30 protein-coding genes are annotated in these 26283 nt (G+C 42.0%); 28 read left to right on the top strand and 2 right to left on the bottom strand.

What is annotated here, in order from left to right; all coding sequences use genetic code 11:
- Positions 1–93: 93 nt before the first annotated feature.
- From C6Y01_RS12785 to pyrG, 3 genes are all read left to right on the top strand, one after another.
- Entirely contained in the window at positions 94–291 is a 198-nt protein-coding gene (locus tag C6Y01_RS12785; protein ID WP_034660309.1) for a hypothetical protein, read from the top strand.
- Between the two features lie 237 nt (positions 292–528).
- On the top strand, positions 529–1071 hold the full coding sequence (gene rpoE, locus C6Y01_RS12780; protein WP_034660308.1) for a DNA-directed RNA polymerase subunit delta: 543 nt from the start codon (positions 529–531) through the stop codon (positions 1069–1071).
- A 238-nt stretch (positions 1072–1309) separates the two neighbouring features.
- The gene (gene pyrG / locus C6Y01_RS12775) at positions 1310–2917 is read left to right on the top strand and encodes a glutamine hydrolyzing CTP synthase (RefSeq protein ID WP_003215143.1); all 1608 of its coding nucleotides are present in this window, start codon (positions 1310–1312) and stop codon (positions 2915–2917) included.
- 40 nt (positions 2918–2957) lie between these two features.
- Here pyrG and C6Y01_RS12770 read toward each other — a convergent pair whose 3' ends face one another.
- Positions 2958–3488, bottom strand: coding sequence for a DUF2529 domain-containing protein (locus tag C6Y01_RS12770; protein ID WP_106038275.1), 531 nt, complete (start codon positions 3486–3488; stop codon positions 2958–2960).
- A gap of 180 nt (positions 3489–3668) precedes the next feature.
- On the opposite strand from C6Y01_RS12770, the gene C6Y01_RS12765 reads away from it, so the two are divergent.
- The 10 genes from C6Y01_RS12765 (at position 3669) to C6Y01_RS12720 (ending at position 14039) form a co-directional block, all read left to right on the top strand.
- Entirely contained in the window at positions 3669–4043 is a 375-nt protein-coding gene (locus C6Y01_RS12765; RefSeq protein WP_003214681.1) for a response regulator, read from the top strand.
- Between the two features lie 178 nt (positions 4044–4221).
- Complete coding sequence (locus C6Y01_RS12760; RefSeq protein WP_034660304.1) at positions 4222–5079, top strand: class II fructose-bisphosphate aldolase; 858 nt, start codon at positions 4222–4224, stop codon at positions 5077–5079.
- Between the two features lie 112 nt (positions 5080–5191).
- On the top strand, positions 5192–5830 hold the full coding sequence (gene fsa, locus C6Y01_RS12755; RefSeq protein ID WP_034660303.1) for a fructose-6-phosphate aldolase: 639 nt from the start codon (positions 5192–5194) through the stop codon (positions 5828–5830).
- Positions 5831–6077: 247 nt separating this feature from the next.
- Positions 6078–7367 carry a UDP-N-acetylglucosamine 1-carboxyvinyltransferase gene (locus tag C6Y01_RS12750; RefSeq protein ID WP_034660302.1) on the top strand — a complete coding sequence of 430 codons (1290 nt, stop codon included), beginning with the start codon at positions 6078–6080 and terminating at the stop codon, positions 7365–7367.
- A gap of 32 nt (positions 7368–7399) precedes the next feature.
- Complete coding sequence (gene glpX / locus C6Y01_RS12745; RefSeq protein WP_012011567.1) at positions 7400–8365, top strand: class II fructose-bisphosphatase; 966 nt, start codon at positions 7400–7402, stop codon at positions 8363–8365.
- A 337-nt stretch (positions 8366–8702) separates the two neighbouring features.
- The gene (gene rho / locus C6Y01_RS12740; protein WP_106038274.1) at positions 8703–9986 is read left to right on the top strand and encodes a transcription termination factor Rho; all 1284 of its coding nucleotides are present in this window, start codon (positions 8703–8705) and stop codon (positions 9984–9986) included.
- 130 nt (positions 9987–10116) lie between these two features.
- Positions 10117–10317, top strand: coding sequence for a 50S ribosomal protein L31 (gene rpmE / locus C6Y01_RS12735; protein ID WP_003215407.1), 201 nt, complete (start codon positions 10117–10119; stop codon positions 10315–10317).
- Positions 10318–10404: 87 nt separating this feature from the next.
- The gene (locus tag C6Y01_RS12730) at positions 10405–11007 is read left to right on the top strand and encodes a thymidine kinase (protein ID WP_003214626.1); all 603 of its coding nucleotides are present in this window, start codon (positions 10405–10407) and stop codon (positions 11005–11007) included.
- A 279-nt stretch (positions 11008–11286) separates the two neighbouring features.
- Positions 11287–12987 carry an oxaloacetate-decarboxylating malate dehydrogenase gene (malS, locus tag C6Y01_RS12725; protein WP_106030613.1) on the top strand — a complete coding sequence of 567 codons (1701 nt, stop codon included), beginning with the start codon at positions 11287–11289 and terminating at the stop codon, positions 12985–12987.
- A 95-nt stretch (positions 12988–13082) separates the two neighbouring features.
- Positions 13083–14039, top strand: a complete 957-nt coding sequence (locus C6Y01_RS12720; RefSeq protein WP_034666496.1) for an AEC family transporter — start codon at positions 13083–13085, stop codon at positions 14037–14039.
- A 34-nt stretch (positions 14040–14073) separates the two neighbouring features.
- Here the strand turns inward: C6Y01_RS12720 and racA are convergent, their stop codons facing one another.
- On the bottom strand, positions 14074–14622 hold the full coding sequence (gene racA / locus C6Y01_RS12715; RefSeq protein ID WP_034660299.1) for a chromosome-anchoring protein RacA: 549 nt from the start codon (positions 14620–14622) through the stop codon (positions 14074–14076).
- Between the two features lie 210 nt (positions 14623–14832).
- Between racA and prfA the strand changes: the two genes are divergently transcribed.
- From prfA to atpE, 15 genes are all read left to right on the top strand, one after another.
- A complete protein-coding gene (gene prfA / locus C6Y01_RS12710) occupies positions 14833–15900 on the top strand; it encodes a peptide chain release factor 1 (RefSeq protein ID WP_034660298.1) in 1068 nt (355 codons plus the stop codon).
- A complete protein-coding gene (gene prmC, locus C6Y01_RS12705; RefSeq protein WP_106038273.1) occupies positions 15890–16774 on the top strand; it encodes a peptide chain release factor N(5)-glutamine methyltransferase in 885 nt (294 codons plus the stop codon). The genes prfA and prmC overlap by 11 nt, the downstream gene beginning before the upstream one ends.
- A gap of 142 nt (positions 16775–16916) precedes the next feature.
- On the top strand, positions 16917–17396 hold the full coding sequence (locus C6Y01_RS12700; protein ID WP_034660296.1) for a hypothetical protein: 480 nt from the start codon (positions 16917–16919) through the stop codon (positions 17394–17396).
- 118 nt (positions 17397–17514) lie between these two features.
- Complete coding sequence (gene spoIIR / locus C6Y01_RS12695) at positions 17515–18171, top strand: stage II sporulation protein R (RefSeq protein ID WP_034660295.1); 657 nt, start codon at positions 17515–17517, stop codon at positions 18169–18171.
- 63 nt (positions 18172–18234) lie between these two features.
- The gene (locus C6Y01_RS12690; protein WP_034660294.1) at positions 18235–18678 is read left to right on the top strand and encodes a GNAT family N-acetyltransferase; all 444 of its coding nucleotides are present in this window, start codon (positions 18235–18237) and stop codon (positions 18676–18678) included.
- 161 nt (positions 18679–18839) lie between these two features.
- Positions 18840–19892 (top strand): L-threonylcarbamoyladenylate synthase, encoded by a 1053-nt coding sequence (locus C6Y01_RS12685; protein ID WP_080869558.1) that lies wholly within the window; start codon positions 18840–18842, stop codon positions 19890–19892.
- A gap of 60 nt (positions 19893–19952) precedes the next feature.
- Positions 19953–20507, top strand: a complete 555-nt coding sequence (locus tag C6Y01_RS12680; RefSeq protein WP_034660292.1) for a manganese efflux pump MntP — start codon at positions 19953–19955, stop codon at positions 20505–20507.
- Positions 20508–20570: 63 nt separating this feature from the next.
- Positions 20571–21029: a low molecular weight protein arginine phosphatase gene (locus C6Y01_RS12675; RefSeq protein WP_034660291.1), complete on the top strand. Its 459-nt coding sequence runs from the start codon at positions 20571–20573 to the stop codon at positions 21027–21029.
- Between the two features lie 140 nt (positions 21030–21169).
- Positions 21170–21619: a ribose 5-phosphate isomerase B gene (gene rpiB / locus C6Y01_RS12670; RefSeq protein ID WP_003214714.1), complete on the top strand. Its 450-nt coding sequence runs from the start codon at positions 21170–21172 to the stop codon at positions 21617–21619.
- Between the two features lie 12 nt (positions 21620–21631).
- Positions 21632–22171: a TIGR01440 family protein gene (locus C6Y01_RS12665; RefSeq protein WP_034660290.1), complete on the top strand. Its 540-nt coding sequence runs from the start codon at positions 21632–21634 to the stop codon at positions 22169–22171.
- A gap of 184 nt (positions 22172–22355) precedes the next feature.
- Entirely contained in the window at positions 22356–23603 is a 1248-nt protein-coding gene (glyA, locus tag C6Y01_RS12660) for a serine hydroxymethyltransferase (protein ID WP_034660289.1), read from the top strand.
- A gap of 147 nt (positions 23604–23750) precedes the next feature.
- Positions 23751–24380: a uracil phosphoribosyltransferase gene (upp, locus tag C6Y01_RS12655; protein WP_003214553.1), complete on the top strand. Its 630-nt coding sequence runs from the start codon at positions 23751–23753 to the stop codon at positions 24378–24380.
- A 496-nt stretch (positions 24381–24876) separates the two neighbouring features.
- Positions 24877–25260, top strand: a complete 384-nt coding sequence (locus C6Y01_RS12650) for an ATP synthase subunit I (RefSeq protein ID WP_024423731.1) — start codon at positions 24877–24879, stop codon at positions 25258–25260.
- Positions 25261–25267: 7 nt separating this feature from the next.
- Positions 25268–26002 carry a F0F1 ATP synthase subunit A gene (gene atpB / locus C6Y01_RS12645; RefSeq protein ID WP_003215198.1) on the top strand — a complete coding sequence of 245 codons (735 nt, stop codon included), beginning with the start codon at positions 25268–25270 and terminating at the stop codon, positions 26000–26002.
- A 48-nt stretch (positions 26003–26050) separates the two neighbouring features.
- Positions 26051–26263, top strand: coding sequence for a F0F1 ATP synthase subunit C (gene atpE, locus C6Y01_RS12640; protein WP_003214968.1), 213 nt, complete (start codon positions 26051–26053; stop codon positions 26261–26263).
- Positions 26264–26283 lie beyond the last annotated feature (20 nt).

Raw genomic sequence — 26283 nt, 5'->3', positions numbered from 1 at the left:
AGTTCTTAAATGTGAAATCATTTCCAATATTGTCCCATGCCACCTTATCAATATGATAAAATGTGCAAAAGTATCAATATGGAGGTTATCATAATGAACACAACATTTATGGGTATTTTAGGATTAGTCACGATGATCATATGGATTATGGTCTCCACAGAGCTTTCAAAGTCTCCAAAAAAGAAGGAAGAAAAAGAAAACAGCCGCAGAAAACTATTTGTCCTCATGCCTGCGGGAATGGTATGTACGATTGCTATCGTTATCTTATTCATTCAGAGAATCCAGTTTTAAAATAGAGATGAACAAACTAAAAGACAAAAAGCATACCGTACACAAAAGCCAGACCAATTTCACGCAGATGGTGCGCCCCATGAGAAAAAATCAAAAATTAACATGATTAAAGGTGGCATAAACTCCTCTAATTTGTTTATAATGAGAGGTATGGTTTGTCGTAAAAATAAGGGATAAACACTTATTATTTCACTGATAAATGGATACATACATGTAATAGAAAGGGAGTGTCTGACCTTGAGTTTGAAAGAATACTCACAGGAGCAGCTCAAGCACATGTCTTTAGTTGAACTTGCATATGAAATTTTCAGAGACAGCAAAACACCGATTACGTTTTCCGAGTTAATAGATGAAATGGTCCGTTTACAAGGGATACAAAAATCTGATCTTGATGATCGACTTGCTCAATTTTATACAGACTTAAATATAGATGGCCGCTTTATTTCGTTAGGTGATCAGAGATGGGGACTTCGCAGCTGGTATCCAGTTGATCAAATCGAAGAAGAAGTTCAGCCAGCTGTGAAAACAAAAGCGAAAAAGAAAAAAACAAAAGCAGCTGTCGTTGAAGAAGACTTCGATGAAATTGAAGAGGAAGAAGAAATCGAAGAGCTTGAAGAAGATCTTGATCTTGTTGAAGACGACGATGATCTCGACCTAGACGATGATGAGGAAATTGACGAAGATATAGAAGACTTCGACGAAGACGATGACGACGAAGATGATGACGGCTTAACAGAAATTGACGAAGACGATTTAGACGATAATAAGGAAGAAAAATAACCCTCACAAACCGGTCCTCAAAACAGGACAAAACCGTCTTGACTTTCGAGAGCGAACTATGTAGTATGTATTTTGGGCTCTCTAAAAAGAGTACGTAAAGATACGTTCATTTACGCTCCCTTTCATTTATTTGAAAGGGAGCTTTCTTATTTTTCAAGAGATTTAGGGATACACTCTAAAAAGGATGAAGCTGTGCATGTCTAGTCATGCAAGGGTAAAAAAGAGAGGAGCATACGAAATGACAAAGTATATTTTTGTAACAGGAGGAGTTGTTTCCTCACTTGGAAAAGGGATCACGGCTGCATCGTTAGGCCGCCTTCTGAAAAATAGAGGGATGGATGTCACCATTCAAAAATTCGATCCATATATCAACGTAGACCCAGGGACGATGAGTCCATATCAGCACGGTGAGGTCTTCGTCACAGATGACGGTGCTGAAACAGACCTTGACTTAGGTCACTACGAGCGCTTCATTGATATTAACTTAAATAAGTACAGCAACGTCACAACGGGTAAAATCTACTCTACTGTTCTGAAGAAAGAGCGCCGAGGCGACTATTTAGGCGGAACCGTACAGGTTATTCCCCATATTACAAATGAAATCAAAGACCGCGTGTACCGTGCCGGAAAAGAAACAGGTGCAGATGTGGTCATTACAGAAATCGGCGGAACAGTAGGAGACATCGAATCCCTTCCTTTCCTTGAAGCGATTCGTCAAATGAAGAGTGACATTGGCCGTGAAAACGTGATGTACATTCATTGTACCCTTGTTCCTTACATCCGAGCAGCAGGTGAACTGAAAACAAAACCAACACAGCATAGTGTAAAAGAACTCCGCAGCCTTGGTATCCAGCCAAACGTTATTGTGGTCAGAACTGAAATGCCAATGACCCAAGACATGAAGGACAAAATTGCGTTATTCTGTGATATTGATACAAAAGCTGTTATCGAATGTCAGGATGCAGACACGCTGTACTCTATTCCGCTTGATTTACAAAAACAAGGACTAGACAAGCTTGTATGTGAACATATGAAACTTGACTGCCAAGATGCAGACATGACGGAGTGGACAGCGCTAGTCGATAAAGTACAAAATCTCTCAAAACAAGTCACAATTGGTCTAGTAGGAAAATATGTTGAACTGCAAGATGCATACATTTCTGTCGTTGAATCACTTCGCCATGCTGGTTATGCATTTGATGCAGACGTTCAAATCAAATGGATCAATGCAGAAGAAGTGACAGCAGAAAATATGGCTGATTTCGCGCAAGATGTAGACGGCATCATCGTTCCTGGAGGCTTCGGAGACCGCGGAGTGGAAGGGAAAATCATTGCTACACAATATGCCCGTGAAAACAAAGTGCCATTCTTCGGAATCTGCTTAGGAATGCAAGTTGCGTCGATCGAATATGCGAGAAACGTACTAGGCCTTGAGGGGGCTCATTCAGCGGAAATTGATCCTGAAACAGCATTCCCAATCATTGACCTTCTCCCAGAACAGAAGGATGTAGATGATCTAGGCGGAACACTTCGTCTTGGTCTGTATCCATGTAAATTAAATGAAGACTCAAAAGCATTTGCTGCATACAATGACGAAGTGGTCTACGAACGCCACCGTCATCGCTATGAGTTTAATAATGAATTCAGACAGCAAATGGAAGCCGCAGGCTTTGTCTTCTCTGGTACAAGCCCAGACGGACGTCTTGTTGAAATTATCGAGCTGAAGGATCATCCTTGGTTCCTTGCTTCTCAGTTCCACCCAGAATTCGTCTCAAGACCGACAAGACCACAGCCATTATTTAGAGATTTCGTTGGTGCTTCACTGCAAGCATCTGAATCAAAATAAATCAAAAACTGCCGAGAATATGATCTTCTCGGCAGTTTTTTTATTCATATTCCTCAACGATTTCTTTCACAGTAAACGATAGAGCGTGGTAGACGTATAAGCATGTCATTAAAGCAGGATAACCGAACCTTGTTCCGTCATCAGCGGGCACAAGCGGTTTCTTGAGCTGAAAATCAATGTGGACATCACAATGCTCTTCAATCATGGACGGCTCCTTTTGTGCTGGACCGACACCAACAATGGGCGTACCTTGAGCGTGCAGCTCTTTTACAAGAGATTGAATCTCCTCGTCTTCTGGGTCTGAATAAAATAGCAGCACCCTGTCACTTGGATGAAGCAAGCTGAGCTCCGTTTGATCAAGCGGCAGTACTTTCGCACCTGGAAATGGCTCCTTGCTTTCAGTTGCCTCTAGGGCTACAGCAGCCAGTTCATTCTTTCCGTGAAAATAAACAGCATGTCCACTGACAACGGCTTGTGCAAGAAGGCGTGCACCATCCTCGATCGCTTCAACCTGCTTTTCTCCAATACGTGAAAAAATACCTGATAACTGGGTCGTGAAAATTTTTAACAAGACTGATTTCCTCCTTCGGTCAGATCATTTTATAATAGAATATAAAGAGAATATTAGGAAAAATGCTCAGAAAATGTCGTAAAGTAAACTATTATAAATAAAGGAAATGTGAAAATCAAACAGAATTATTTAACAACAGCTCTTTTTATGGCGAAAAATGAAAGCAATGGGGTGTAACAGATGAATGAGAAAATTTTAATTGTCGATGATCAATACGGTATTAGAATATTATTGAATGAAGTGTTTCATAAAGAAGGCTATCAAACCTTCCAAGCAGCCAATGGACTTCAGGCGTTAGATATTGTGAAAAATCATAGACCAAACCTTGTCCTGCTTGATATGAAGATTCCCGGAATGGATGGTATTGAAATTTTAAAACGCATGAAATTAATTGATGAAGACATCCGTGTCATCATTATGACAGCCTATGGCGAATTAGACATGATCCAAGAATCAAAAGAACTCGGTGCATTGACTCACTTTGCGAAACCATTTGATATTGATGAAATCCGAGATGCTGTCAAAGAATACTTGCCGCTCGAAACAAATGGTTAGATGGAAATGATTGAATCGAGTCATTCTGTTGCCGATTTGTCGAATAATTGGTATCCTAGATAAGAAGAAGAAAGCGATCTGACTTTGAAAGTTTACATATGGCGAGAAATTCTGGTCATGCTAGGGTGGAGAGCTTTTTTTAGTAAGCAAATTAGCTACATAGGGAGGATTTTTCATCATGCCTTTAGTTTCAATGACAGAAATGTTGAAAGACGCAAAGGAAAAAGGTTACGCTGTTGGACAGTTTAACTTAAATAATTTAGAATTCACGCAAGCGATTTTACAAGCTGCTGAAGAAGAGAAATCTCCAGTTATCTTAGGAGTATCTGAAGGAGCAGGACGCTACATGGGCGGCTTCAAAACAGTTGTCGCAATGGTTAAAGCGTTAATCGAAGAATATAATGTAACAGTTCCTGTTGCGATTCATTTAGATCACGGTTCAAGCTTTGAATCTTGTGCAAAAGCAATCCATGCAGGATTTACTTCTGTCATGATCGACGCTTCTCACCACCCATTCGATGAGAACGTAGCAACAACTGCGAAAGTAGTTGAGCTTGCACATTTCCACGGTGTATCTGTAGAAGCTGAGCTTGGAACTGTTGGCGGACAAGAAGACGACGTCATCGCTGAGGGCGTTATTTATGCTGATCCAAAAGAATGCCAAGAGCTTGTAGAACGCACTGGCATTGACTGCCTTGCACCTGCACTAGGTTCAGTTCATGGTCCATACAAAGGTGAACCAAACCTTGGTTTCGCTGAAATGGAAGAAATTGGTAAAATGACAGGCCTTCCACTTGTTCTTCATGGCGGAACAGGTATCCCAACTGCTGACATCAAGCGTTCAATTTCACTTGGTACAGCAAAAATCAATGTAAACACTGAAAACCAAATTGCTTCTGCGAAAGCAGTACGCGAAACACTTGCTGCAAAAACAGAAGAGTATGATCCACGTAAATATCTTGGACCAGCTCGTGACGCAATTAAAGCGACTGTTATCGGCAAAATGCGCGAATTTGGTTCTTCTAACCAAGCATAATTTGATGAGAACCGAAAGCCGCCTGAGTCACAGGCGGTTTTCTCCATATCTTGAGAAAGCGCAATCAAAATTTACATTTCAGACAATTTATTGATAGGAGAGTGGCACGGTTATGTTATTTTTCGTAGATACAGCAAATATCGCAGACATCAAAGAGGCGCACGAGCTTGGCATTTTAGCAGGCGTCACAACAAACCCTAGTTTAGTAGCGAAAGAAAAGGACGTATCATTCCACGACCGTCTTCGCGAAATCACTGACGTCGTATCAGGTTCTGTCAGTGCAGAAGTGATTTCCCTTAAAGCAGAGGAAATGATTGAAGAAGGAAAAGAGCTTGCTGCCATCGCACCAAATATCACGGTCAAAGTACCGATGACAACAGATGGCCTTAAAGCTGTCAAAGCGTTAACAGACCTTGGTATTAAAACAAACGTCACTTTGATTTTTAGTGCAAACCAGGCATTGCTTGCAGCTAGAGCTGGTGCAACGTATGTCTCTCCATTCCTCGGCCGCTTAGATGACATTGGCCAAAATGGTCTCGATCTCATCAGCGAAGTGAAAACCATTTTTGATGTTCACGGATTAGATACACAAATCATTGCTGCATCCATTCGTCACCCGCAGCACGTGACAGAAGCTGCGCTTAGAGGTGCTCATATCGGCACAATGCCGCTGAAAGTCATCAAGCAGCTGACAAAACACCCGTTAACGGATGCAGGCATTGAGCAATTTTTAGCAGACTGGAATAAATAAGTGATTGTGGCAGGCGGGATTGTCTCCCGTTTGCCGCAGTTTTCCTTAAAAACGCTAAGAAATGTTTTGTGCAAAGAAGAGAACATCACAGCCTCGCAAAGCTTCGATTATTTTTCTTCCGACAAATTTCGTTTAACCTGTATTCTTTCTCTTGATATTGGCTAAATTTTGGACAAGACCTTTTAAAGCGCGACATCCACAAACAGTATAACTCCAACAGTGATCTTCTTTAAGAAGGGAGACAAATATGGAAAAGTTAAACATTGCCGGCGGTGACCCTTTGCGCGGGACCGTACATATTAGTGGTGCGAAAAATAGTGCAGTGGCACTGATTCCTGCCACGATTCTCGCTGATTCTCCAGTAACCATTGAGGGCCTTCCGCATATTTCAGATATTGACACATTACGAGATCTGTTAGAAGAGATTGGCGGAAAGGTTACGTTTGAAAAAGGTGAAATGATCGTCAATCCTTCTTCCATGATCAGTATGCCGCTTCCTAATGGAAAGGTGAAGAAACTGCGTGCATCCTATTATTTAATGGGAGCCATGCTCGGCAGGTTCAAGCAGGCTGTCATCGGACTGCCAGGAGGATGTCACTTAGGACCTAGGCCGATCGATCAGCATATCAAAGGCTTTGAAGCACTTGGTGCCGAGGTGACAAACGAGCAGGGTGCGATTTATTTGCGCGCTGAAAAATTAGTCGGAGCTCGTATTTACCTTGATGTTGTCAGTGTAGGTGCGACCATCAATATCATGCTGGCAGCCGTACTGGCTGAAGGAAAAACGGTGATTGAAAATGCCGCAAAAGAACCCGAAATTATTGATGTAGCGACACTGCTTGCAAGCATGGGAGCCAAAATCAAAGGTGCGGGTACTGATGTGATTCGAATCGAAGGTGTAGAATCTCTTCATGGCTGTAAGCATTCCATCATCCCTGACCGCATAGAAGCAGGCACATTTTTAATTGCTGGTGCTGCGATGGGAGATGAAGTTGTTCTTGATAATGTGATCCCAACTCATTTAGAATCAATTACGGCGAAACTTAGAGAAATGGGGTTCACCATTGAAACGAGCAACGATCAGATGCTGATCGTTGGCAGAAACGAAGGACTCAAGCCTGTCGATATCAAAACCCTTGTGTATCCGGGCTTTCCGACTGACCTTCAGCAGCCGATGACGGCGCTCTTAACAAAGGCGAAAGGCACGAGTGTGGTCACAGATACGATCTACTCAGCCCGCTTTAAACACATTGACGAATTGCGTCGAATGGGTGCAAACATGAAGGTCGAAGGTAGATCTGCCATTATAACTGGGCAAACGCAGCTTCAAGGAGCAAAGGTCAAAGCAAGTGACCTTCGTGCAGGTGCTTGTCTCGTCGTTGCAGGGTTAATGGCAGACGGTGTGACCGAAATCACAGGGCTTGAACATATAGACAGAGGATATAGTTTGCTTGAGAAGAAGCTTGAAGGCTTGGGTGCAACCATCTGGCGTGAAAAGCTGAATGACCAAGAAATAGAAGAACTTCAAAATTCGTAAGGCTTTGACTGTGAGAGGAGATTTGGACAAAAATGGAAAGAAGTTTATCGATGGAACTAGTACGGGTGACAGAAGCAGCCGCATTAAAATCTGCCCGTTGGATGGGAAGAGGATTAAAAGACGAAGCAGATGATGCTGCAACAAGTGCAATGCGTGATGTATTTGATACCATTCCGATGAAAGGAACAGTGGTCATTGGCGAGGGAGAAATGGACGAAGCACCAATGCTTTATATTGGGGAAAAGCTTGGGAACGGATACGGACCCCGCGTGGATGTTGCTGTTGATCCGTTAGAAGGAACAAATATTGTGGCAAGCGGCGGCTGGAATGCCTTAGCTGTTATTGCGGTTGCAGATCATGGCAACCTGCTGAATGCACCTGATATGTACATGGATAAGATCGCAGTAGGTCCAGAAGCGGTAGGCTGCATCGACATCGAAGCGCCTGTCATTGATAATCTTCGCGCTGTGGCAAAAGCAAAAAACAAAGATATTGAAGATGTCGTTGCAACGATTTTAAACAGAGATCGACATGAGAAAATTATTGCTGAACTGAGAGAAGCAGGAGCAAGAATTAAACTGATCGATGATGGTGACGTTGCAGGAGCTATTAATACAGCATTTGATCACACAGGTGTTGATATTCTATTTGGTTCAGGCGGAGCGCCAGAAGGTGTCCTTTCTGCTGTTGCGTTAAAGGCACTTGGTGGTGAAATCCACGGAAAGCTTCTTCCTCAAAGTGAAGAAGAACTAAGACGCTGTGAGAAAATGGGGCTGGATGTTGGCAAAGTCCTAAGAATGGAAGACCTTGTAAAAGGTGATGATGCCATTTTTGCAGCGACTGGTGTAACAGACGGCGAGCTATTAAAAGGTGTTCAATTCAAAGGCTCTGTTGGAACAACACATAGTGTTGTTATGCGTGCGAAATCGGGTACAGTTCGTTTCGTAGACGGCAGACACAGCTTAAAGAAAAAACCGAATCTTGTCATTCGTCCGTAATCTGAAAGCGGGTATTCATTACCCGCTTTTCATATAGGTGTCAAATGTATATCATTTTCTTTTTAAAGTTGAATATTCTCTGCAAATGAGGTAAAACTAAAGAGTGCTGCGAAATTTTCTGCGAATTTACTTCTTTTAAGCTTCAACAAGTTTAAAACTGCCGCATCATGACGATATACTCATTATCCTTCTCTATGTTGACAAAGCTCAATTTCACATTGTTCCTATCTTTTAAGATAAAACGAGTGGGAGCGTTACCATGAGAGCGAGGTCATTCCAACAAAAACGGAATTAAAAGCTAATCAAATACATTGACTAGAAAAGTGTGGTGTCCATATTGAAAGATGTTTCGATTTCATCTTTGGAAAATATGAAATTAAAAGAGCTGTATGAGTTAGCAAAAAAATACAAAATCTCTTATTACAGCAAACTAACAAAAAAAGAATTAATTTTTGCCATCTTAAAGGCGAACGCTGAGCAAGAGGATCTCTTATTTATGGAAGGGGTTCTTGAAATTATTCAGTCTGAGGGATTTGGTTTCTTAAGACCAATTAACTACTCTCCAAGTTCTGAAGACATTTATATTTCAGCTTCACAAATCAGACGCTTTGATTTACGAAACGGAGATAAGGTGTCTGGAAAGGTACGACCTCCAAAAGAGAATGAACGCTACTATGGCCTCCTTCATGTAGAAGCGGTAAATGGGGACGACCCAGAATCAGCTAAGGAACGTGTTCACTTTCCTGCACTCACGCCGCTATTCCCTGATCGTCAAATGATTCTTGAAACACAGCCTAATCACCTGTCTACTAGAATTATGGATATGATGGCGCCAGTTGGATTTGGGCAGCGTGGTTTAATTGTTGCACCGCCTAAGGCTGGGAAAACCATTTTGCTCAAAGAAATTGCCAACAGCATTTCTGAAAATCACCCAGAGTCAGAGCTGATTGTCCTTTTGATTGACGAACGCCCGGAGGAAGTAACAGATATCGAACGTTCTGTTGCAGGGGATGTTGTTAGTTCAACCTTTGACGAAGTACCGGAAAACCACATTAAAGTAGCAGAGCTTGTATTAGAGCGTGCCATGCGTCTTGTTGAACATAAGAAAGATGTCATCATCTTAATGGACAGCATCACAAGGCTTGCTCGTGCATACAACCTTGTCATCCCGCCAAGCGGCCGAACGCTTTCCGGCGGTATTGATCCAGCGGCTTTCCACCGTCCAAAACGCTTCTTTGGTGCTGCGCGTAACATTGAAGAAGGAGGAAGCTTGACGATTTTAGCCACTGCGCTTGTGGATACGGGATCACGTATGGATGATGTGATTTATGAGGAGTTTAAGGGAACGGGGAACATGGAGCTTCATTTGGACCGATCTCTTGCAGAAAGAAGAATTTTCCCAGCGATCGACATTCGTCGTTCTGGTACGAGAAAAGAAGAACTGCTTGTACCAAAAGAGCATCTTGACCGTCTATGGGCGATGAGAAAAGCAATGTCAGATACACCTGACTTTGCTGAGAAGTTCATGCGCAAAATGAGAAAAACAAAGACAAACCAAGAATTTTTCGATATTTTAACGCAAGAATGGAAACAAGCGAACATGTCTGCATCAAGAAGATAGCTTGTTGAAAAAATAAATTTGCAATCATAGACTCACACTGTTATAATTTCATCATGTGCGTTTCAGAATTTATTCTGAGATATTAACTCTGTTTCCGAATTGGATTCAGGGCGGAAGGAGATGACAGTAGATGAAAACAGGAATTCATCCTAACTACAAAAAAGCTACAGTCAAATGCGCTTGTGGAAATGAGTTTGAAACTGGATCAGTAAAAGAAGAGGTACGCATCGAGATTTGCTCTGAGTGCCATCCTTTCTATACAGGCCGTCAAAAATTCGCTTCTGCTGATGGACGTGTTGACCGCTTTAACAAAAAATACGGTCTTAAGTAATAATAGATACAATAAACAGGCAGGAATCCGTTCTTGCCTGTTTTTTTACGTGGATTGATGGAACTTTAAAACGGGGGAGAAGACCTTATGTATGTGATGAAACAAAGCGGTTGGCTTGAAGTCATCTGCGGAAGTATGTTTTCTGGAAAGTCGGAAGAATTGATTCGGAGAGCCAAAAGAGCCACCTTTGCCAAACAAGAAGTAAAAATATTCAAACCAGCGATTGATAACCGATATAGTACAAGCTCAGTTGTCTCACATAACGGTTCATCAGTCGATGGGATTGCAGTAGCCTCACCAAAAGACATAATAACGCACATATCAGAAAGAACCGATGTCATTGGCATTGATGAGGTGCAATTTTTTGATGAGACAATCATTGACATTGTCACTCAATTGGCTGATAAAGGTTACCGAGTCATTGTTGCAGGCCTTGATCAAGATTTCAGAGGAGAGCCATTTGGTGTTGTTCCGCATTTAATGGCATGTGCAGAGCTTGTAACAAAACTTCAAGCAGTTTGTTCGGTATGCGGCTCCCCAGCGAGTAGAACACAACGCTTGATCGACGGTAAACCCGCATCCTATGATGATCCCATTATTTTAGTAGGTGCGCAGGAATCATACGAAGCACGATGCAGACATCACCATGAAGTACCAAGACTTGACGTTGGTACAACACTTGACAATTAAAAAAATAGCAAATGCCGCTGTGTTTCGTTTTTCGAGATTTTGGCTGAACACCCATCATTTGTACTTAAATAAATTAAATAACGCTACGAAAAAATTATCTAATTTTCAACGCTTGCGTTTTAGCATAAGCAGGCATAAAATGACTAACTGTAGTGTAAAGCATTTTAACGAAAAGTTCGATTTCTTGTCATAATTTTTTTGATTAAGGATTTTTCTCCTTAATCGTTCTTTAAATTAATAGTTCACTTTATTTATATTTTAGAAAGAGGGTAGTTTTTGATGAACAACGTGAAGAAAACAAAAGAAGGGTACCTCGAAACCACTTTGACAGGTAAAGATGTATTATCGATTCCAACGTTGAACAAAGGCGTTGCTTTCTCTGAAGAAGAAAGACAAGAGCTTGGTCTAGAAGGCTTACTTCCTCCAACTGTTCTCACTTTAGAACAACAAGCGGAGAGAGCGTACAAGCAATTTCTGGCACAGCCAGATCGTCTTCGTCAAAACGTATACTTAAGTGATTTGCAAAACCGTAACGAAGTATTGTTCTATAAGCTTCTAACAGACAAGCTTCGTGAAATGCTTCCTGTTGTGTACACACCAACTGTTGGTGAAGCGATTCAAGAATACAGCCATGAATACAGAAGACCTCATGGTGTCTATCTTTCAATCGACAACATTGACGGCATTGAGAAAGCATTTGAAAACTTACATGCAACAGCAGGAGATATTGACCTTATCGTTGCAACTGACTCTGAGAGCATTCTTGGAATTGGTGACTGGGGTGTTGGTGGTATCAACATCGCAATCGGTAAATTAGCTGTTTACACGGCTGCAGCAGGTATTGATCCAAGCCGCGTGATTCCAGTCGTATTAGATGTTGGCACAAACAATGAAAAATTATTGAATGATCCATTATACATCGGAAACCATCACAAACGTGTACAAGGTGAAAAATACGAAGAATTCATTGATGCTTATGTAAAAGCAGCGCTTAAATTCTTCCCGAAAGCCTTACTTCACTGGGAAGACCTTGGAAACAAAAATGCGCGTAACATCATGAAAAAATACAATGATAACATCTTAACGTTCAATGATGATATTCAAGGTACTGGTGCCATTACTTTAGCGGGTGTTCTTGCAGCTGTCAAGAAAACTGGTACTCAATTGAAAGATCACCGTGTTGTCATTTTCGGAGCTGGATCAGCTGGTATCGGAATCGCAGATCAAGTTCGTGACGCAATGGTCCTTGAAGGTCTAACGGAAGAAGAAGCAAACAATGCATTCTGGACATTAGACTACAGAGGTTTGCTAACAGATCAATTTGAAGATGAAGTGCTTGATTTCCAAAAACCATACCTTCGTTCTTCTGCTGAAGTAGAAGGCTGGGCACGCGATGAAAAAGGACAAATCTCATTTGCTGAAACTGTTCGCCAAGCGAAGCCAACAATCCTTATCGGTACATCAGGTCAAGGCGGTGCATTCACTGAACAAATCATTAAAGAAATGGCAGCTCATACAGAGCGTCCAGTGATCATGCCAATGTCTAATCCAACACCACTTGCTGAAGCAGTGCCAGAGGATCTATTCAAATGGACAGACGGCCGTGCACTGATTGCGACAGGAAGCCCGTTCGAAAACGTTGAGTATAACGGAATCGAATATGAAATCGGACAATCAAACAATGCGTTCGTTTTCCCTGGACTTGGTCTTGGTTCGATCGTAACAGAATCAAAAATCATCACAAAAGCCATGTTCGTCGCTTCTGCGAATGCAATTGCTGAAATGGTTGATCATGAGAAACCAGGTGCTGGTCTACTGCCAAGCATTGATAAATTGCAAGAAGTGTCAATCCATGTGGCTGTTGAAGTAGCGAAAGCAGCTATTGAAGATGGTGTCGCAAGAAAAACGCCTGACAACATCGAACAAGCTGTGAAAGATGCAATGTGGATTCCTGAATATAAAAAAATTGTAAGAGCATAATAAAAAGTGTAACGCGGCATTGTTTCGAGTAATCTAAGCAATGCCGCAATAAATAAAATAAGAGACATGTAAAAGATTCAAGGAGGAATAGTAAGATGGACTTTTTAAATATTTTGATCCTCCTAGCACCGATTTTTTTCGTTATCGCGCTGGGTTGGTTCGCAGGGAACTTCGGCAGCTATGACGCTAAATCTGCAAAAGGTGTAAGTACACTTGTTACAAAGTATGCTTTGCCAGCGCACTTTATCGCCAGCATTCTGTCAACACCAAAAGATAAATTCTATAGTCAAATTCCATTTTTCATTGCATTGATTTTCGGAATCGTTGGTTTTTATATCATTATCCTTTTAGTTACGAAATTTGCTTTTAAATATGATTTAACAGATTCATCTGTTTTCTCGTTAAACTCAGCACAACCGACCTTTGCATTTATGGGGATTCCGGTCTTGGGCAGTTTATTTGGGGCTCAAGAAGTTGCAATTCCGATTGCTATTACCGGAATAGTTGTAAATGCATTGCTTGATCCAATTGCCATTATTGTGTCAACTGTCGGTGAAAAAACAAAAGGAAAAGCCAAAGACGGCGAAAGTTTCCTAAAAATGACAACAAAAGCGATTTTGCACGGTTTATCAGAGCCGCTTGCACTTGCACCGCTAGCAAGTATCATTCTTGTACTTTTAGGATTTAAACTTCCTGAAATCGGACATGAAATGTTAGAGGAAATCGGAAGTGTGACATCAGGGGTTGCACTATTCGCAGTCGGTGTCACTGTAGGTATTCGAAAAATTAAACTGAGCTTACCAGCATTTAGTATTGCACTATTAAAAGTAGCTGTACAACCGCTTCTTATGTATCTTATCGCCATTCTTATGGGCCTTTCGGCGGATGAAATTACAAAAGCTGTATTGCTTGTTGCCTTCCCAGGTTCAGCTGTTGCAGCGATGATCGCCACACGATTTGAGAAACAAGAGGCAGAAACTGCATCCGCATTTGTGATCAGTGCCATCATGTCACTCATTACATTACCGATCATTATTGCGCTTACCGTATAATATAGTAGAAGGCTGCCTCTTGAGGCAGCCTTTCTTAGCGAAATGAATGAAACAGAGGGAAGAGCACACGCTTTTTTTTGATGTCAGGGTGCGTGATTTCCTTTTTTTCTTCTATTTGAGAGGGTTGTTTTAATCTTTCGGTAAGAAGCTCAAGTTTAGTGGTCAGATCTTCAATTTCTCTCCGGTGCTGGAGCAGCTGGTATGATACACCTTCATCCGCTTTTTTAGCCAGTTTCCGTTCGAGTTCTTGCAGTCGTTTTTCTACATCAGTGCTGCGCAATTGCTGCTGAATGAGCTGATTCACTTGCTTTTCTAATGCTTCAATCCGCTTTGTGGAGGCATCTGATTCTACAGCAGGTGATAACTGTTGAACGGTTTCTGTGTGGATTGGCAGTCGAATGTCTTGAAGAATCACACCCTCACTCATTTGGTGTTTGACTTCTTTGAGCAGCTGTACAATATCTTCATGAAATTCATAATGTCCAAGTTCATTCCGGGCGACAGGGATGTTGAGCTGTTTGACCCAACGCTGAATCGTTTTTGAAGAAACGCCAATTTCTTTTGCAACCTCATTTGTATTCAAACCAAATGCCCTCCCTTTTTTCAATTATAAGTACCATTCTCTTCAAGGAGGAACTGTTCCTTCACGTTAGACAAAACAAGTAACCAATCGCCAAAGATCGTGTTTTCTAGCGAAAAATTGCAGAAAATCAATTGTTTTGGAAATTTTTTTGACTGTCATACCCCGCTATACTATAATTAGACTGTTACGCACAAAACAGAGGTGAAGACCATGTTAGACCGTTTAAAATCAATTGAAGAACGCTATGAAAAGCTAAATGAATATTTAAGTGACCCTGAAGTGGTGAATGACCCTAAGAAGCTTCGTGAATATTCGAAGGAACAATCTGATATTCAAGAAACTGTTGAGGTATATAGACAATATCGTGCGGCATACGACCAGTTGAGCGAAGCGAAAGCAATGCTGGAAGAGAAGCTGGATGCCGAGATGCGCGACATGGTCAAAGAAGAAATTTCAGAGCTCACAGAGGAAACGGAACGTTTAGAAGACGAGCTGAAAATCTTGCTGATCCCGAAAGATCCAAATGACAACAAAAACGTTATTGTGGAGGTTCGTGGTGCAGCGGGAGGAGAAGAGGCCGCGCTTTTTGCTGGAAATCTTTACCGTATGTACAGCCGTTATGCTGAAATGCAAGGCTGGAAAACGGAAGTGATGGAAGCGAGCGTGACTGGAACTGGCGGTTATAAAGAGATTATCTTTATGATCAGCGGGAAAGGCGCATACTCCAAACTAAAGTTTGAAAACGGCGCACACCGCGTGCAGCGTGTTCCGGAAACGGAATCAGGCGGACGGATTCATACATCAACAGCGACAGTTGCTGTCTTGCCTGAGGCTGAAGAAGTTGAAATTGATATCCATGAAAAAGACATCCGTGTAGATACTTTCACATCAAGCGGACCTGGCGGACAAAGTGTCAATACGACCATGTCTGCTGTTCGATTAACTCACCTTCCAACAGGTGTGGTTGTATCCTGTCAGGATGAGAAGTCGCAAATCAAAAACAAAGAAAAAGCCATGAAAGTGTTACGTGCGAGAATTTATGATAAATTCCAGCGTGAAGCACAGGCTGAATATGATCAAACGCGTAAATCTGCTGTTGGAACAGGGGATCGTTCAGAGCGTATCCGTACGTACAATTTCCCGCAAAACCGTGTAACGGACCACCGCATCGGATTGACGATTCAAAAGCTTGATCAAATTTTAGAAGGAAAACTTGACGAGGTCATAGATGCATTAATTATGGAAGACCAAGCAAGAAAGCTTCAAAATGCAAAATAATCAGCGAACCATCTTTGAAGCCCTTAAATGGGCTTCTTCTTTGTTAACGGAAGCCGGTAGAGACCAAAACGCAGCAGAGCTCCTTTTGATGCATGTAATGGGCCTAAGCAGAAGTGAACTTCTTGCACGTTTTCATGATCTGCTGCCAGAGGAGCAAGATCGGTTGTTCAGCGAGTTTGTCACGCAGCATAAGAAAGGCGTGCCTGTTCAGCATCTAACGGGTATTGAATTCTTTTACGGCCGTCCCTTCGAGGTGAACAAACATGTTCTCATTCCTCGTCCTGAAACGGAAGAGGTCGTTTTGGCGGCGCTGAATCTGGTGAGTGACGTCTTCCCGCACGATCAGCCGCTCAAAGCAGTGGACGTTGGCACAGGAAGCGGGGCAATTGCGATTACGCTGGCTCTTGAAAAAGAAACATTATCTGTCACAGCAACGGATATTTCACATGAAGCACTTGCCGTAGCAAAGCGGAATCAACAAGCGCTTGGTGCAGACGTCCATTTTTTACAAGGTGACTTACTCGAACCTATCATGGATCAAGGCATCAAAGTGGATCTGTTTATTTCCAATCCACCTTATATTGCAGCAGAAGAAATGGACAGTTTGTCAGAGGTGGTTACAAAGCATGAGCCAGTGAATGCGCTGACAGATGGACGTGATGGTCTGTGGTTTTACAAGCGTCTCATTCGTGATCTTCACTGTGTACTTCATGAGCAGGCGGTCGTTGTCTTTGAAATTGGACATACGCAAGGGCAAGATGTAAAAGCACATCTCTTGCAGTCATTTCCCGCGGCAGATGTCCGCATCGTCAAGGACATAAACGGGAAAGACCGAGCTGTTTGCGCACACATTCAAAACAGAAAGTCCGGCTGAAAAAAGTCGGACTATTTTATTATGTAAAGATGAAACTTATGGTAAAAGAGAAACGTATATATAGAAGAATGAACATTCTGATCATGATTTTTTTACATAAATTTGTTTTGAAGGAGCGAATGGTGTGAACAGAAGGTATGCGATGGTGTTGGTCATCGTCAGTGTACTATTGATTGTGAGTGCTTGTGGTAAACCGAGCTTTAAAAAAGAAGCAGCAGCATTTGGAGAAAGCTATAAAAAAGCACAATACACAGTGAATCGAACAGATGACCTAACTGACATGAAGGAGAAGCTGAAGTTTTATTTAACTGAGCATGAATATCAAGAATATACACAAGACAGCATGTTCCCGAGCGTGTTAGAAGCAGCAAAGGATCAAGATTGTCAAATTAAGCTGAAGAAAATTACGTTTACGCCTTCAGATGAAAGCGATGACAGAATTGAATTTGACTATGAAATGATGATTCAATTTATTGATCAAAAAGGAAAGGTTAAAAAAGAAATCAAGAAAAAAGGAGCAATGACTGTCATCAAAACAGAATCAGGGTTGAAAATCAGCCGAGATTGGGATGGGAGACTGTACCCTTCCGATTACCAATCCTCACTCCAAAGCCGTTCTTAATGAGACGGCTTTTTTGATTTGACTTATAATCTATTAAAAAAATCATTTTGTCTGTTTATGAGATGGGTTTCCTGGACACAATGTTTGTAGCGAAGAGAAAAAGTGGGGGGAACACATCATGTTTAAAAGTAAAATGATGATTTGTCTTTATATGTTTCTATTATTATGCGGTGCTTTTGCAAACCTTGGAAGGGAGGAGACAGCGGCTGCTTCTGCAAATCAGCCTGTTGTAATACCAGACGAAGCGATCCGTTTACGCATTTTAGCAAATAGTGATCGTTCAGCGGATCAGGATGTGAAAAGAAGCATTCGTGACGAGGTCAATGCCAATATGACAGAGTGGGTTAAAGACCTCACATCCATTGAAGAAGCAAGACGTGTAATTCGGACCAAGCTGCCAGAAATCAATCGTATTGCCAAAGCGAAATTGAAGGAACAGCACATTGATCAATCCGTCTCAGTCAGCTTTCAAAAAGCCTCATTTCCAACAAAGCTATATGGGAATTTCGTCTATCCTGCAGGGGAATATGAAGCCATTTTAATTACACTTGGAGAAGGGGATGGAGCCAATTGGTGGTGTGTGTTATTCCCGCCGCTCTGCTTTATCGATTTTTCAAATGGAGAAGCCATCGCATCGCCAGAGGGGGATGAGGATAACCAAGTGACAGCGCAGCAAACAGATGAGTCTGTTAATGAAGTGGTGAAAGAAGAGAAAGAAGAGACCGGTGAAGTGAAATTCTTTTTATTCGAATGGGTCTCTAGTCTTTTCTCCTAAAAAAGGTATAAATCTGTTTTTGCCTCATAGAGTTGAAGTAAGAGATCAAAAAGAGGTGAAAGCATGTATTATCAATTAAGAATAGCCACAGAAGAAGATGCCCCAGCGATCAATGCTTTTCTTGAAAAGGGACAAGCGAAAGGCGGCGTCACGCTTGCAGAGCGTACGACATTTGTTGTCATGGAAGATGCGGACGGTCAGCTGGCGGGGTGTTTAGGTCTTGAACAGCTTAGTGAACAAGAGGGCTTGCTGCGGTCCCTTGTCATATCAGATAAACTAGGTCAGGGACACATCGTGTCTTTGTTCCAAAGTGTTCAAACGCTCGGAGGAAAAATAGGTGTGGATACTTTTTATGTCGTCGCAAACCACTCCTCCTCACATGACTTTTTGGCATTGATGGGCTTCACGCCATTAGAGGACATTCCAGAAAGCATGTGGGTATCTGCACATGCAAAAGAGATATTGGCGAAAGAACAAGCTGTGGTTCTTCATAAAAAAGGAAGTTAATCACAACATACTGGACTTATACACATACTTATCCACTGTTAAACAAGCGTTATCCACAAATTGTGGACAACGCTTGTTTTATTGATCATCATCTTTTATACTTTCAAAAGGATAATTGAGATATATCAACAGTTTTATCTTTTTTAAAAGGAGTTTGTATGATGTTAAATACAAAAAGGTGGTCTGTGGATTTAGAAAAGAGTTTATCCACATACTATCCACAAATTGAACAGGCAGCTGTGTTATTGCAGCAAAACGAAGTGGTCGCTTTTCCGACTGAGACTGTTTACGGACTAGGGGCAAATGCGAAAGAGACAGAAGCTGTCATGAAAATATATGAAGCGAAAGGGCGTCCAAGTGATAATCCATTGATTGTCCACATTGCGGAGGTTCAGCAGCTTCACGAATTTGCGCAAATAGAAAGTGAAAAAGCAAAGGCGCTGATGGAAGCCTTTTGGCCGGGCGCTTTAACCATTGTTCTTCCATGTAAGCCGGGTGCTTTATCAAAGCAGGTCACAGCAGGTTTATCCACGGTCGGTGTGAGAATGCCTGACCATCCGATTGCGCTTGAGCTCATCCGAGCAGCTGGTCTGCCGATTGCCGCACCAAGTGCCAACCGTTCAGGGAAACCTTCACCGACACAAGCTGACCATGTAGCGAGTGATCTCGATGGAAGAATCGCTGGAATTGTAGATGGCGGTTCAACTGGAATTGGCGTTGAGTCAACGGTTGTATCCTGTGTCGACGAGATTCCAGTGATCTTAAGGCCTGGCGGGATTACAAAAGAAGCTTTAGAAGAGGTAGTTGGAACGGTCAGTATCGACCCGGGGCTGACAAAAAAGGACGAAGCGCCTGTATCGCCAGGAATGAAATACACACACTATGCACCTGAAGCTCAAATGTATCTTTTTTCTGGAAGTGATGAAGAGATGCAGCATCACATTCAAACATACCAGGCAGAAGGTCTAAAAGTGGGCGTGCTGACAACAGAAGAAAAGAAATCGTTGTTTGCGGCAGATGTTGTTTTCAGCTGTGGATGGAGAGGGAAACCTGAAACGATTGCGGCAAACTTATATCGTGTACTGAGACAATTTGATGAGACAGATGTAGATGTCATTATTTCAGAAGCCTTTTCAGAGCAGGGAGTGGGTTCAGCGATCATGAACCGTCTGCAAAAAGCGGCAGGAGGGCGTACCCTCTCTTCATTCAAATAGTTCTAACCCTTCTTGGACAAACATAGGTTAAAGGAGAATGCGTGTCCAAGGGGGATTTACATGTACGAACTAGCTGGCGAATTGCTGACGCTCAGCATCATGGCTTTTGCACTGGGAATGGATGCTTTTTCGGTTGGACTTGGCATGGGGATGGTTCAGCTGAGGTTCCGCCAGATCATTTATATTGGACTTGTCATTGGGATATTTCATATGTTTATGCCGCTTTTTGGTATGCTGACAGGTCAGCTCCTATCAGGCTGGCTCGGTCTCCTTGCCACCTATATCGGTGGGGCGCTGCTTTTGGTGCTCGGGCTGCAAATGATCGTTGCGTCTATTCGCAAAGAGGATAAACCATTTATCGCACCTGTTGGGGCTGGTCTCGTTCTTTTTGCAACAAGTGTCAGCTTAGACAGTTTTTCCGTTGGTTTAAGTCTCGGAATTTACGGTTCTCACGTGTGGATGACCATTTTATTGTTTGGTTTTTTTAGTATGATCCTCACATGGCTTGGATTATTACTCGGTAAACAGGTTCGATCATGGGTTGGATCATATAGCGGGGCGCTTGGCGGAATCATTTTACTAGCCTTTGGTATCAAATTATTATTTCCGCTCTAGTCAGTCTCCTTACATAACATGTAGAATGAAATGCTATATAATAGAAGAAAAGGAGGGCGAAAGATGAAAATCTTATTTGTTTGTACGGGAAATACATGCAGAAGTCCGATGGCTCAAGCCCTTTTTGCTTCAATTGCACATGATAAAGGTTTAGAGGTCACTGTTAAATCAGCGGGCATTTTTGCCTCAGATGCTGGGAAGGCTTCTCCTCAAGCGGTCGAAGCATTATTTGAGAAAAGCATTCCACTGAATCACTCTTCATCAAAACTGACAGAGGATCTTCTGCGAGAAGCAGATTACGTCTTCACCATGACCATGCAGCATAAACAGTTGATTGTGGAGCAATATGCGCATGCAAAAGACAAGATCTTCACTCTAAAGGAATTTGCGACAGGAACAGAAGGCGATGTATCCGATCCGTTTGGAGGAAGTCTGTCTGTTTATCAGGAAACACGTGATGAACTTGAAGCATTGCTCTATCAACTGGCTGAGAGATTGAAAAAAGATCAGACATCCTCATAATGGACAACCTGTAAAACCGTTGCGTCAACGGTTTTTCTGCTTTTGTTTGCAAATGACTAGGCAGAGGTTAAAATATAACTATAAATAAAGAATAAATGTAAGGCATGACAGATCAACTCACCCTTAGGAGGAATTGCCCGATGAAAGTAGCCATTGCATCCGATCACGGCGGAACGAATATTCGTGAAGAAATCAAACAACTGATGGATGAATTGAAGATTGAATACATTGATATGGGTTGTGAATGTGGATCAGGTTCTGTAGACTACCCAGATTATGCTTTTCCTGTAGCTAACATGGTGGCAAACGGAGAAGTCGACCGCGGCATTTTAATTTGCGGGACAGGCATTGGTATGAGCATCTCAGCAAACAAAGTGAAAGGAATTCGCTGTGCGCTGGCGCATGATACATTTAGTGCGAAAGCGACTAGAGAACATAATGATACAAACGTCCTTGCGATGGGAGAGCGAGTCATTGGACCTGGATTAGCACGTGAGATTGCGCACATTTGGCTGACAACAGAATTTACGGCAGGACGACATGCTGTGCGGATTGGTAAGATCGCTGATTACGAAGAAAAGCACCTATAAGGAGCGCTTAACATGAACATTGGTCAAGATTGGCTTGAAATGTTAAAAGAGTTTCATCAAATGGTCGAACTGCGTGCTGGGCAAATCTTAGTGATCGGCTGCAGTACATCAGAAGTGGCTGGTGAGCATATTGGGACAGCAGGAAGTGAGCAAATAGCTGCGTCTATCTATCAAGAATTGGATCAGCTAAGACGAGAGACTGGCATTGAGCTCGCTTTCCAGTGCTGTGAGCATCTGAATCGTGCTCTTGTTGTGGAAGAAGAAGTGGCTTTCCGGCTTAACCTAGAGATTGTAGCGGCAGTACCTGTCCGAAAGGCGGGTGGTTCGATGGCGGCTCATGCGTATCAGCACATGGAACATCCTGTGTTAGTTGAATCCATCAAGGCGCATGCTGGAATCGATATCGGTGATACATTAATTGGGATGCATCTAAAGAGAGTCGCTGTACCTGTTCGCCTCAGTCGTCATCAATTAGGACATGCACATGTGACGTTTGCGAAAACGCGTCCGAAGCTGATTGGCGGAGAACGAGCGGTTTATACAAGATCATAGCTTAGACATATTTCTAATATAATGTTGAATGATGAAGACGCTTCACCACTTGAATATTCGGTTTTTCGCAAAAAAAGAAGGCGATTTTCCAAAAAAACTTTTACATTTCACTCAAAAACCGTGTACAATGAGATGGTGAAAACATCGAATGGAAATAGGAAATAGATTGGAGAGGATTTCGCTGATGAAACATTTACCTGAGCAAGACGCACAAGTATTCAAGGCAATTCAACTAGAGCGGAAACGCCAGCAGGACAAAATTGAATTAATTGCATCAGAAAACTTTGTAAGCGAAGCAGTCATGGAAGCACAGGGCTCTGTATTAACAAACAAATATGCAGAGGGCTACCCTGGTAAACGCTACTATGGCGGCTGTGAACATGTAGACGTTGTAGAAGATATCGCACGTGACCGCGCAAAAGAAATTTTTGGCGCTGAGTATGTGAACGTACAGCCTCACTCAGGTGCTCAAGCGAATATGGCCGTATACTTTACCATTCTTGAGCATGGCGATACAGTGCTAGGTATGAACTTATCACATGGCGGGCATTTAACGCACGGAAGCCCTGTCAACTTTAGTGGTGTACAGTACAACTTTGTAGAATATGGTGTCGATAAAGAAACGCAGCATATCGACTACCAAGATGTACTTGAAAAAGCACGTGAACATAAGCCAAAGCTAATTGTAGCGGGTGCAAGTGCATACCCACGTCAAATTGATTTCAAAAAGTTCCGTGAGATTGCGGATGAAGTCGGTGCTTACTTTATGGTCGACATGGCTCACATTGCGGGTCTTGTTGCAGTAGGTCTTCATCCAAATCCAGTTCCTTATGCAGATTTTGTGACAACGACAACTCACAAAACATTGCGTGGACCTCGCGGCGGAATGATCCTATGCCGTGAAGAGTTTGGTAAAAAGATCGACAAATCGATCTTCCCTGGTATTCAAGGTGGACCACTGATGCATGTCATCTCTGCAAAAGCTGTTTCTTTCGGTGAAGTATTGAACGGAGATTTCAAAACTTATGCACAAAACGTTATTGATAATGCAAAGCAGCTAGCTGAAACCCTGTTATCTGAAAATATTCAGCTTGTATCTGGTGGAACGGATAACCATCTTGTTCTCATCGACTTGCGTTCTCTTGGCATCACAGGAAAAATTGCAGAAAATGTTCTTGATGAAATCGGTATTACAGTGAACAAAAATGCGATTCCTTATGATCCAGAAAAACCTTTTGTCACAAGTGGTGTACGTGTTGGTACAGCAGCAGTGACAAGCCGCGGTTTCGATCAAGAGGCGATGAAAGAAGTCGGTTCCATTATTGCGCTTGCTCTAAAACATCATGAAGATGAAGCGAAATTAGAAGAAGCGAAAAAGCGTGTATCTGATCTAACTGCCCGCTTCCCTCTATATAACGAATTAGATTATTAAAAAGCAGACCCATTTGCCTATTATTGGCATGTGGGTTTTTTTTGTAGGATTTGCGAATCATATTGAAAGATGACGTCTTTTTATGTAGAATTGTAGGAAGTGTGCAAAGTTCACCGGAAGATGACAGAAAAGGAGTTGTAGCAAGCAATGGCAAAGGTTTATGTATTTGATCACCCGCTTATTCAGCACAAACTTACATATATTCGTGACGTTCATACAGGAACAAAAGAATTTAGAGAGCTAGTGGATGAAGTCGCAACATTAATGGCATTTGAAATCACAAGAGACTTACCGCTTGAAGAGGTGGATGTAGAAACACCTGTACAAGTAGCGAAATCAAACGTGATCTCTGGGAAGAAACTCGGTGTTGTGCCAATTTTAAGAGCAGGTCTTGGAATGGTGGACGGGATTTTGAAACTCATTCCAGCTGCTAAAGTGGGACATGTCGGTTTATACCGTGATCCGAAAACATTAAAGCCTGTTGAATATTATGTGAAGCTTCCATCTGATGTGGAAGAGCGTGAATTTATCGTAGTAGATCCAATGCTTGCAACTGGCGGTTCAGCAGTCGAAGCATTGAACAGCTTGAAAAAACGCGGGGCGAAAAACATTCGCTTCATGTGTCTGATTGCTGCCCCTGAAGGTGTAGAAGAAATGCAAAAGCATCATCCTGACGTTGATATCTACATTGCAGCATTAGATGAGAAATTGAACGAAAAAGGCTACATTATCCCAGGCCTTGGTGATGCTGGTGACCGTATGTATGGAACGAAATAACATGTTTTAATAAAAGCCCACATGCAAACGTGCATGTGGGCTTTTTGAAATATATGACAAACGGTTGATATCGTTCTTAGAAAAATCAATGTATACTGAACATTAGCTGTTTTTTTGAATGAATGTCACGTGTCTCCTAAAGTTTGATGAAATTGTGAACATTTTGTGTGCTCTATCACTATAGAAAAGTTTTTTAACTTTCAACGGATTGACACATCATAGACGCTATTGTATGCTAAACGAGGGTATTATGGTAAGGTTTTCATAGCCTATAGCACTCTACTAATCCTCATTGTGAACCCTTTAATTATCAGGGTTTGTATCAGCGAATGAAGCAGCATCCCATAGATCTTTAGATTTCAAGTCTGATTGTGCAATTAGACAGATGGGTGATTGATTTTTTTCGAACAGGACTGCTTATCATAAGCGTCTTCTACGCAGTTTTCATCACCATTTATCACCTTTTTTACAATATTTTTCATCGGGAGTCAGATGAATGAACGATCCAAACGCGATTTTCCGCAGACAGAGTAAATATATGTTCTATCTATTGGCAATTTTTGTGTTTGGCTATGCCATGCCTGGTTTTAAACCACTGTTTCTTGGTTTCATTATCGGCACAATTTTTGCTTTCTTTAATTTATTCCTACTTATACGGAGAATGCACGCTTTTGATCGAGCGGTTAAAAAAGGAAAATCCATTCGTTCAATGGGAAGTACAGCCAGGTGGGCCAACGCAATTCTCGCAGTAGCGATTGCTTGGCGTTACCCTAATGAAGTTCATCTGGCAGGTGTTGTTATAGGATTAATGACAATATATCCTGTCATTATGATAGATTCCTTCATTCAACTTAAACGTTCTACTATGGAAGAGAGGTGAATACTCTTTGGGTCACAGTTCAAAAACTACAGAATTTTTAGGGTTAACGTTCAACTTATCCAATGTTCTCATGATTACGATTGCTAGTATCATCGTTCTTCTCATAGCGGTGCTGACTACTCGTGTTCTGTCTATTCGTCCGACAAAGGCGCAGAACTTCATGGAATGGATTGTTGATTTTGTTCGAAATATCATAGGTAGTTCGATGGACATGAAAACAGGAGCCCCATTTCTAGCGCTTGGCGTTACATTACTCATGTACATATTTGTTTCAAACATGCTTGGACTGCCATTCTCGATTACGGTCGATCACAACTTGTGGTGGAAATCACCAACAGCAGACCCTGCAATCACAATGACACTAGCGATTATGGTCATGGGATTGACACATTACTACGGTGTCAAGGCAAAAGGAGTCAAGGAATATACGAAAGACTACTTTAGACCAATTCCGCTTTTAGTACCATTGAAACTTATTGAAGAATTTGCAAACACGCTAACACTTGGTTTGCGTCTTTATGGAAACATTTTTGCTGGAGAGATTCTTCTTGGTTTGCTTGCAGGACTTGCGACCAATTTCTACACGCAAAACATTGCACTTGGTATCGTTGGTACATTAGGTGCCATCGTGCCGATGATTGTATGGCAGGCATTCAGTTTGTTTGTCGGAACAATCCAAGCATTTATCTTCACCATGCTGACAATGGTGTACATTTCCCATAAAGTCAGCGATGAACACTAAAAAATTGAGAGTCCAAAAAGGACGTTATTTTAAAGGAGGAGCTTTTTAATGAATTTAATAGCAGCAGCAATTGCAATCGGTTTGGGAGCACTAGGAGCAGGTATTGGTAACGGTCTAATCGTATCTAAAACAGTTGAAGGAATCGCTCGTCAGCCAGAAGCTGGTAGAGAACTAAGAACACTTATGTTCATCGGGGTCGCTTTAGTTGAGGCACTTCCAATTATCGCTGTCGTTATCGCATTCTTGGCATTCTTTGGTTAATATGTGAGAAGCGTTCTAAT

Source organism: Bacillus sp. NMCC46 (assembly GCF_002998465.1).
Lineage (GTDB): Bacteria > Bacillota > Bacilli > Bacillales > Bacillaceae > Bacillus.
Note: the sequence above shows the minus strand (reverse complement) of the source record. Positions and strands in the feature narration are given on the sequence as shown.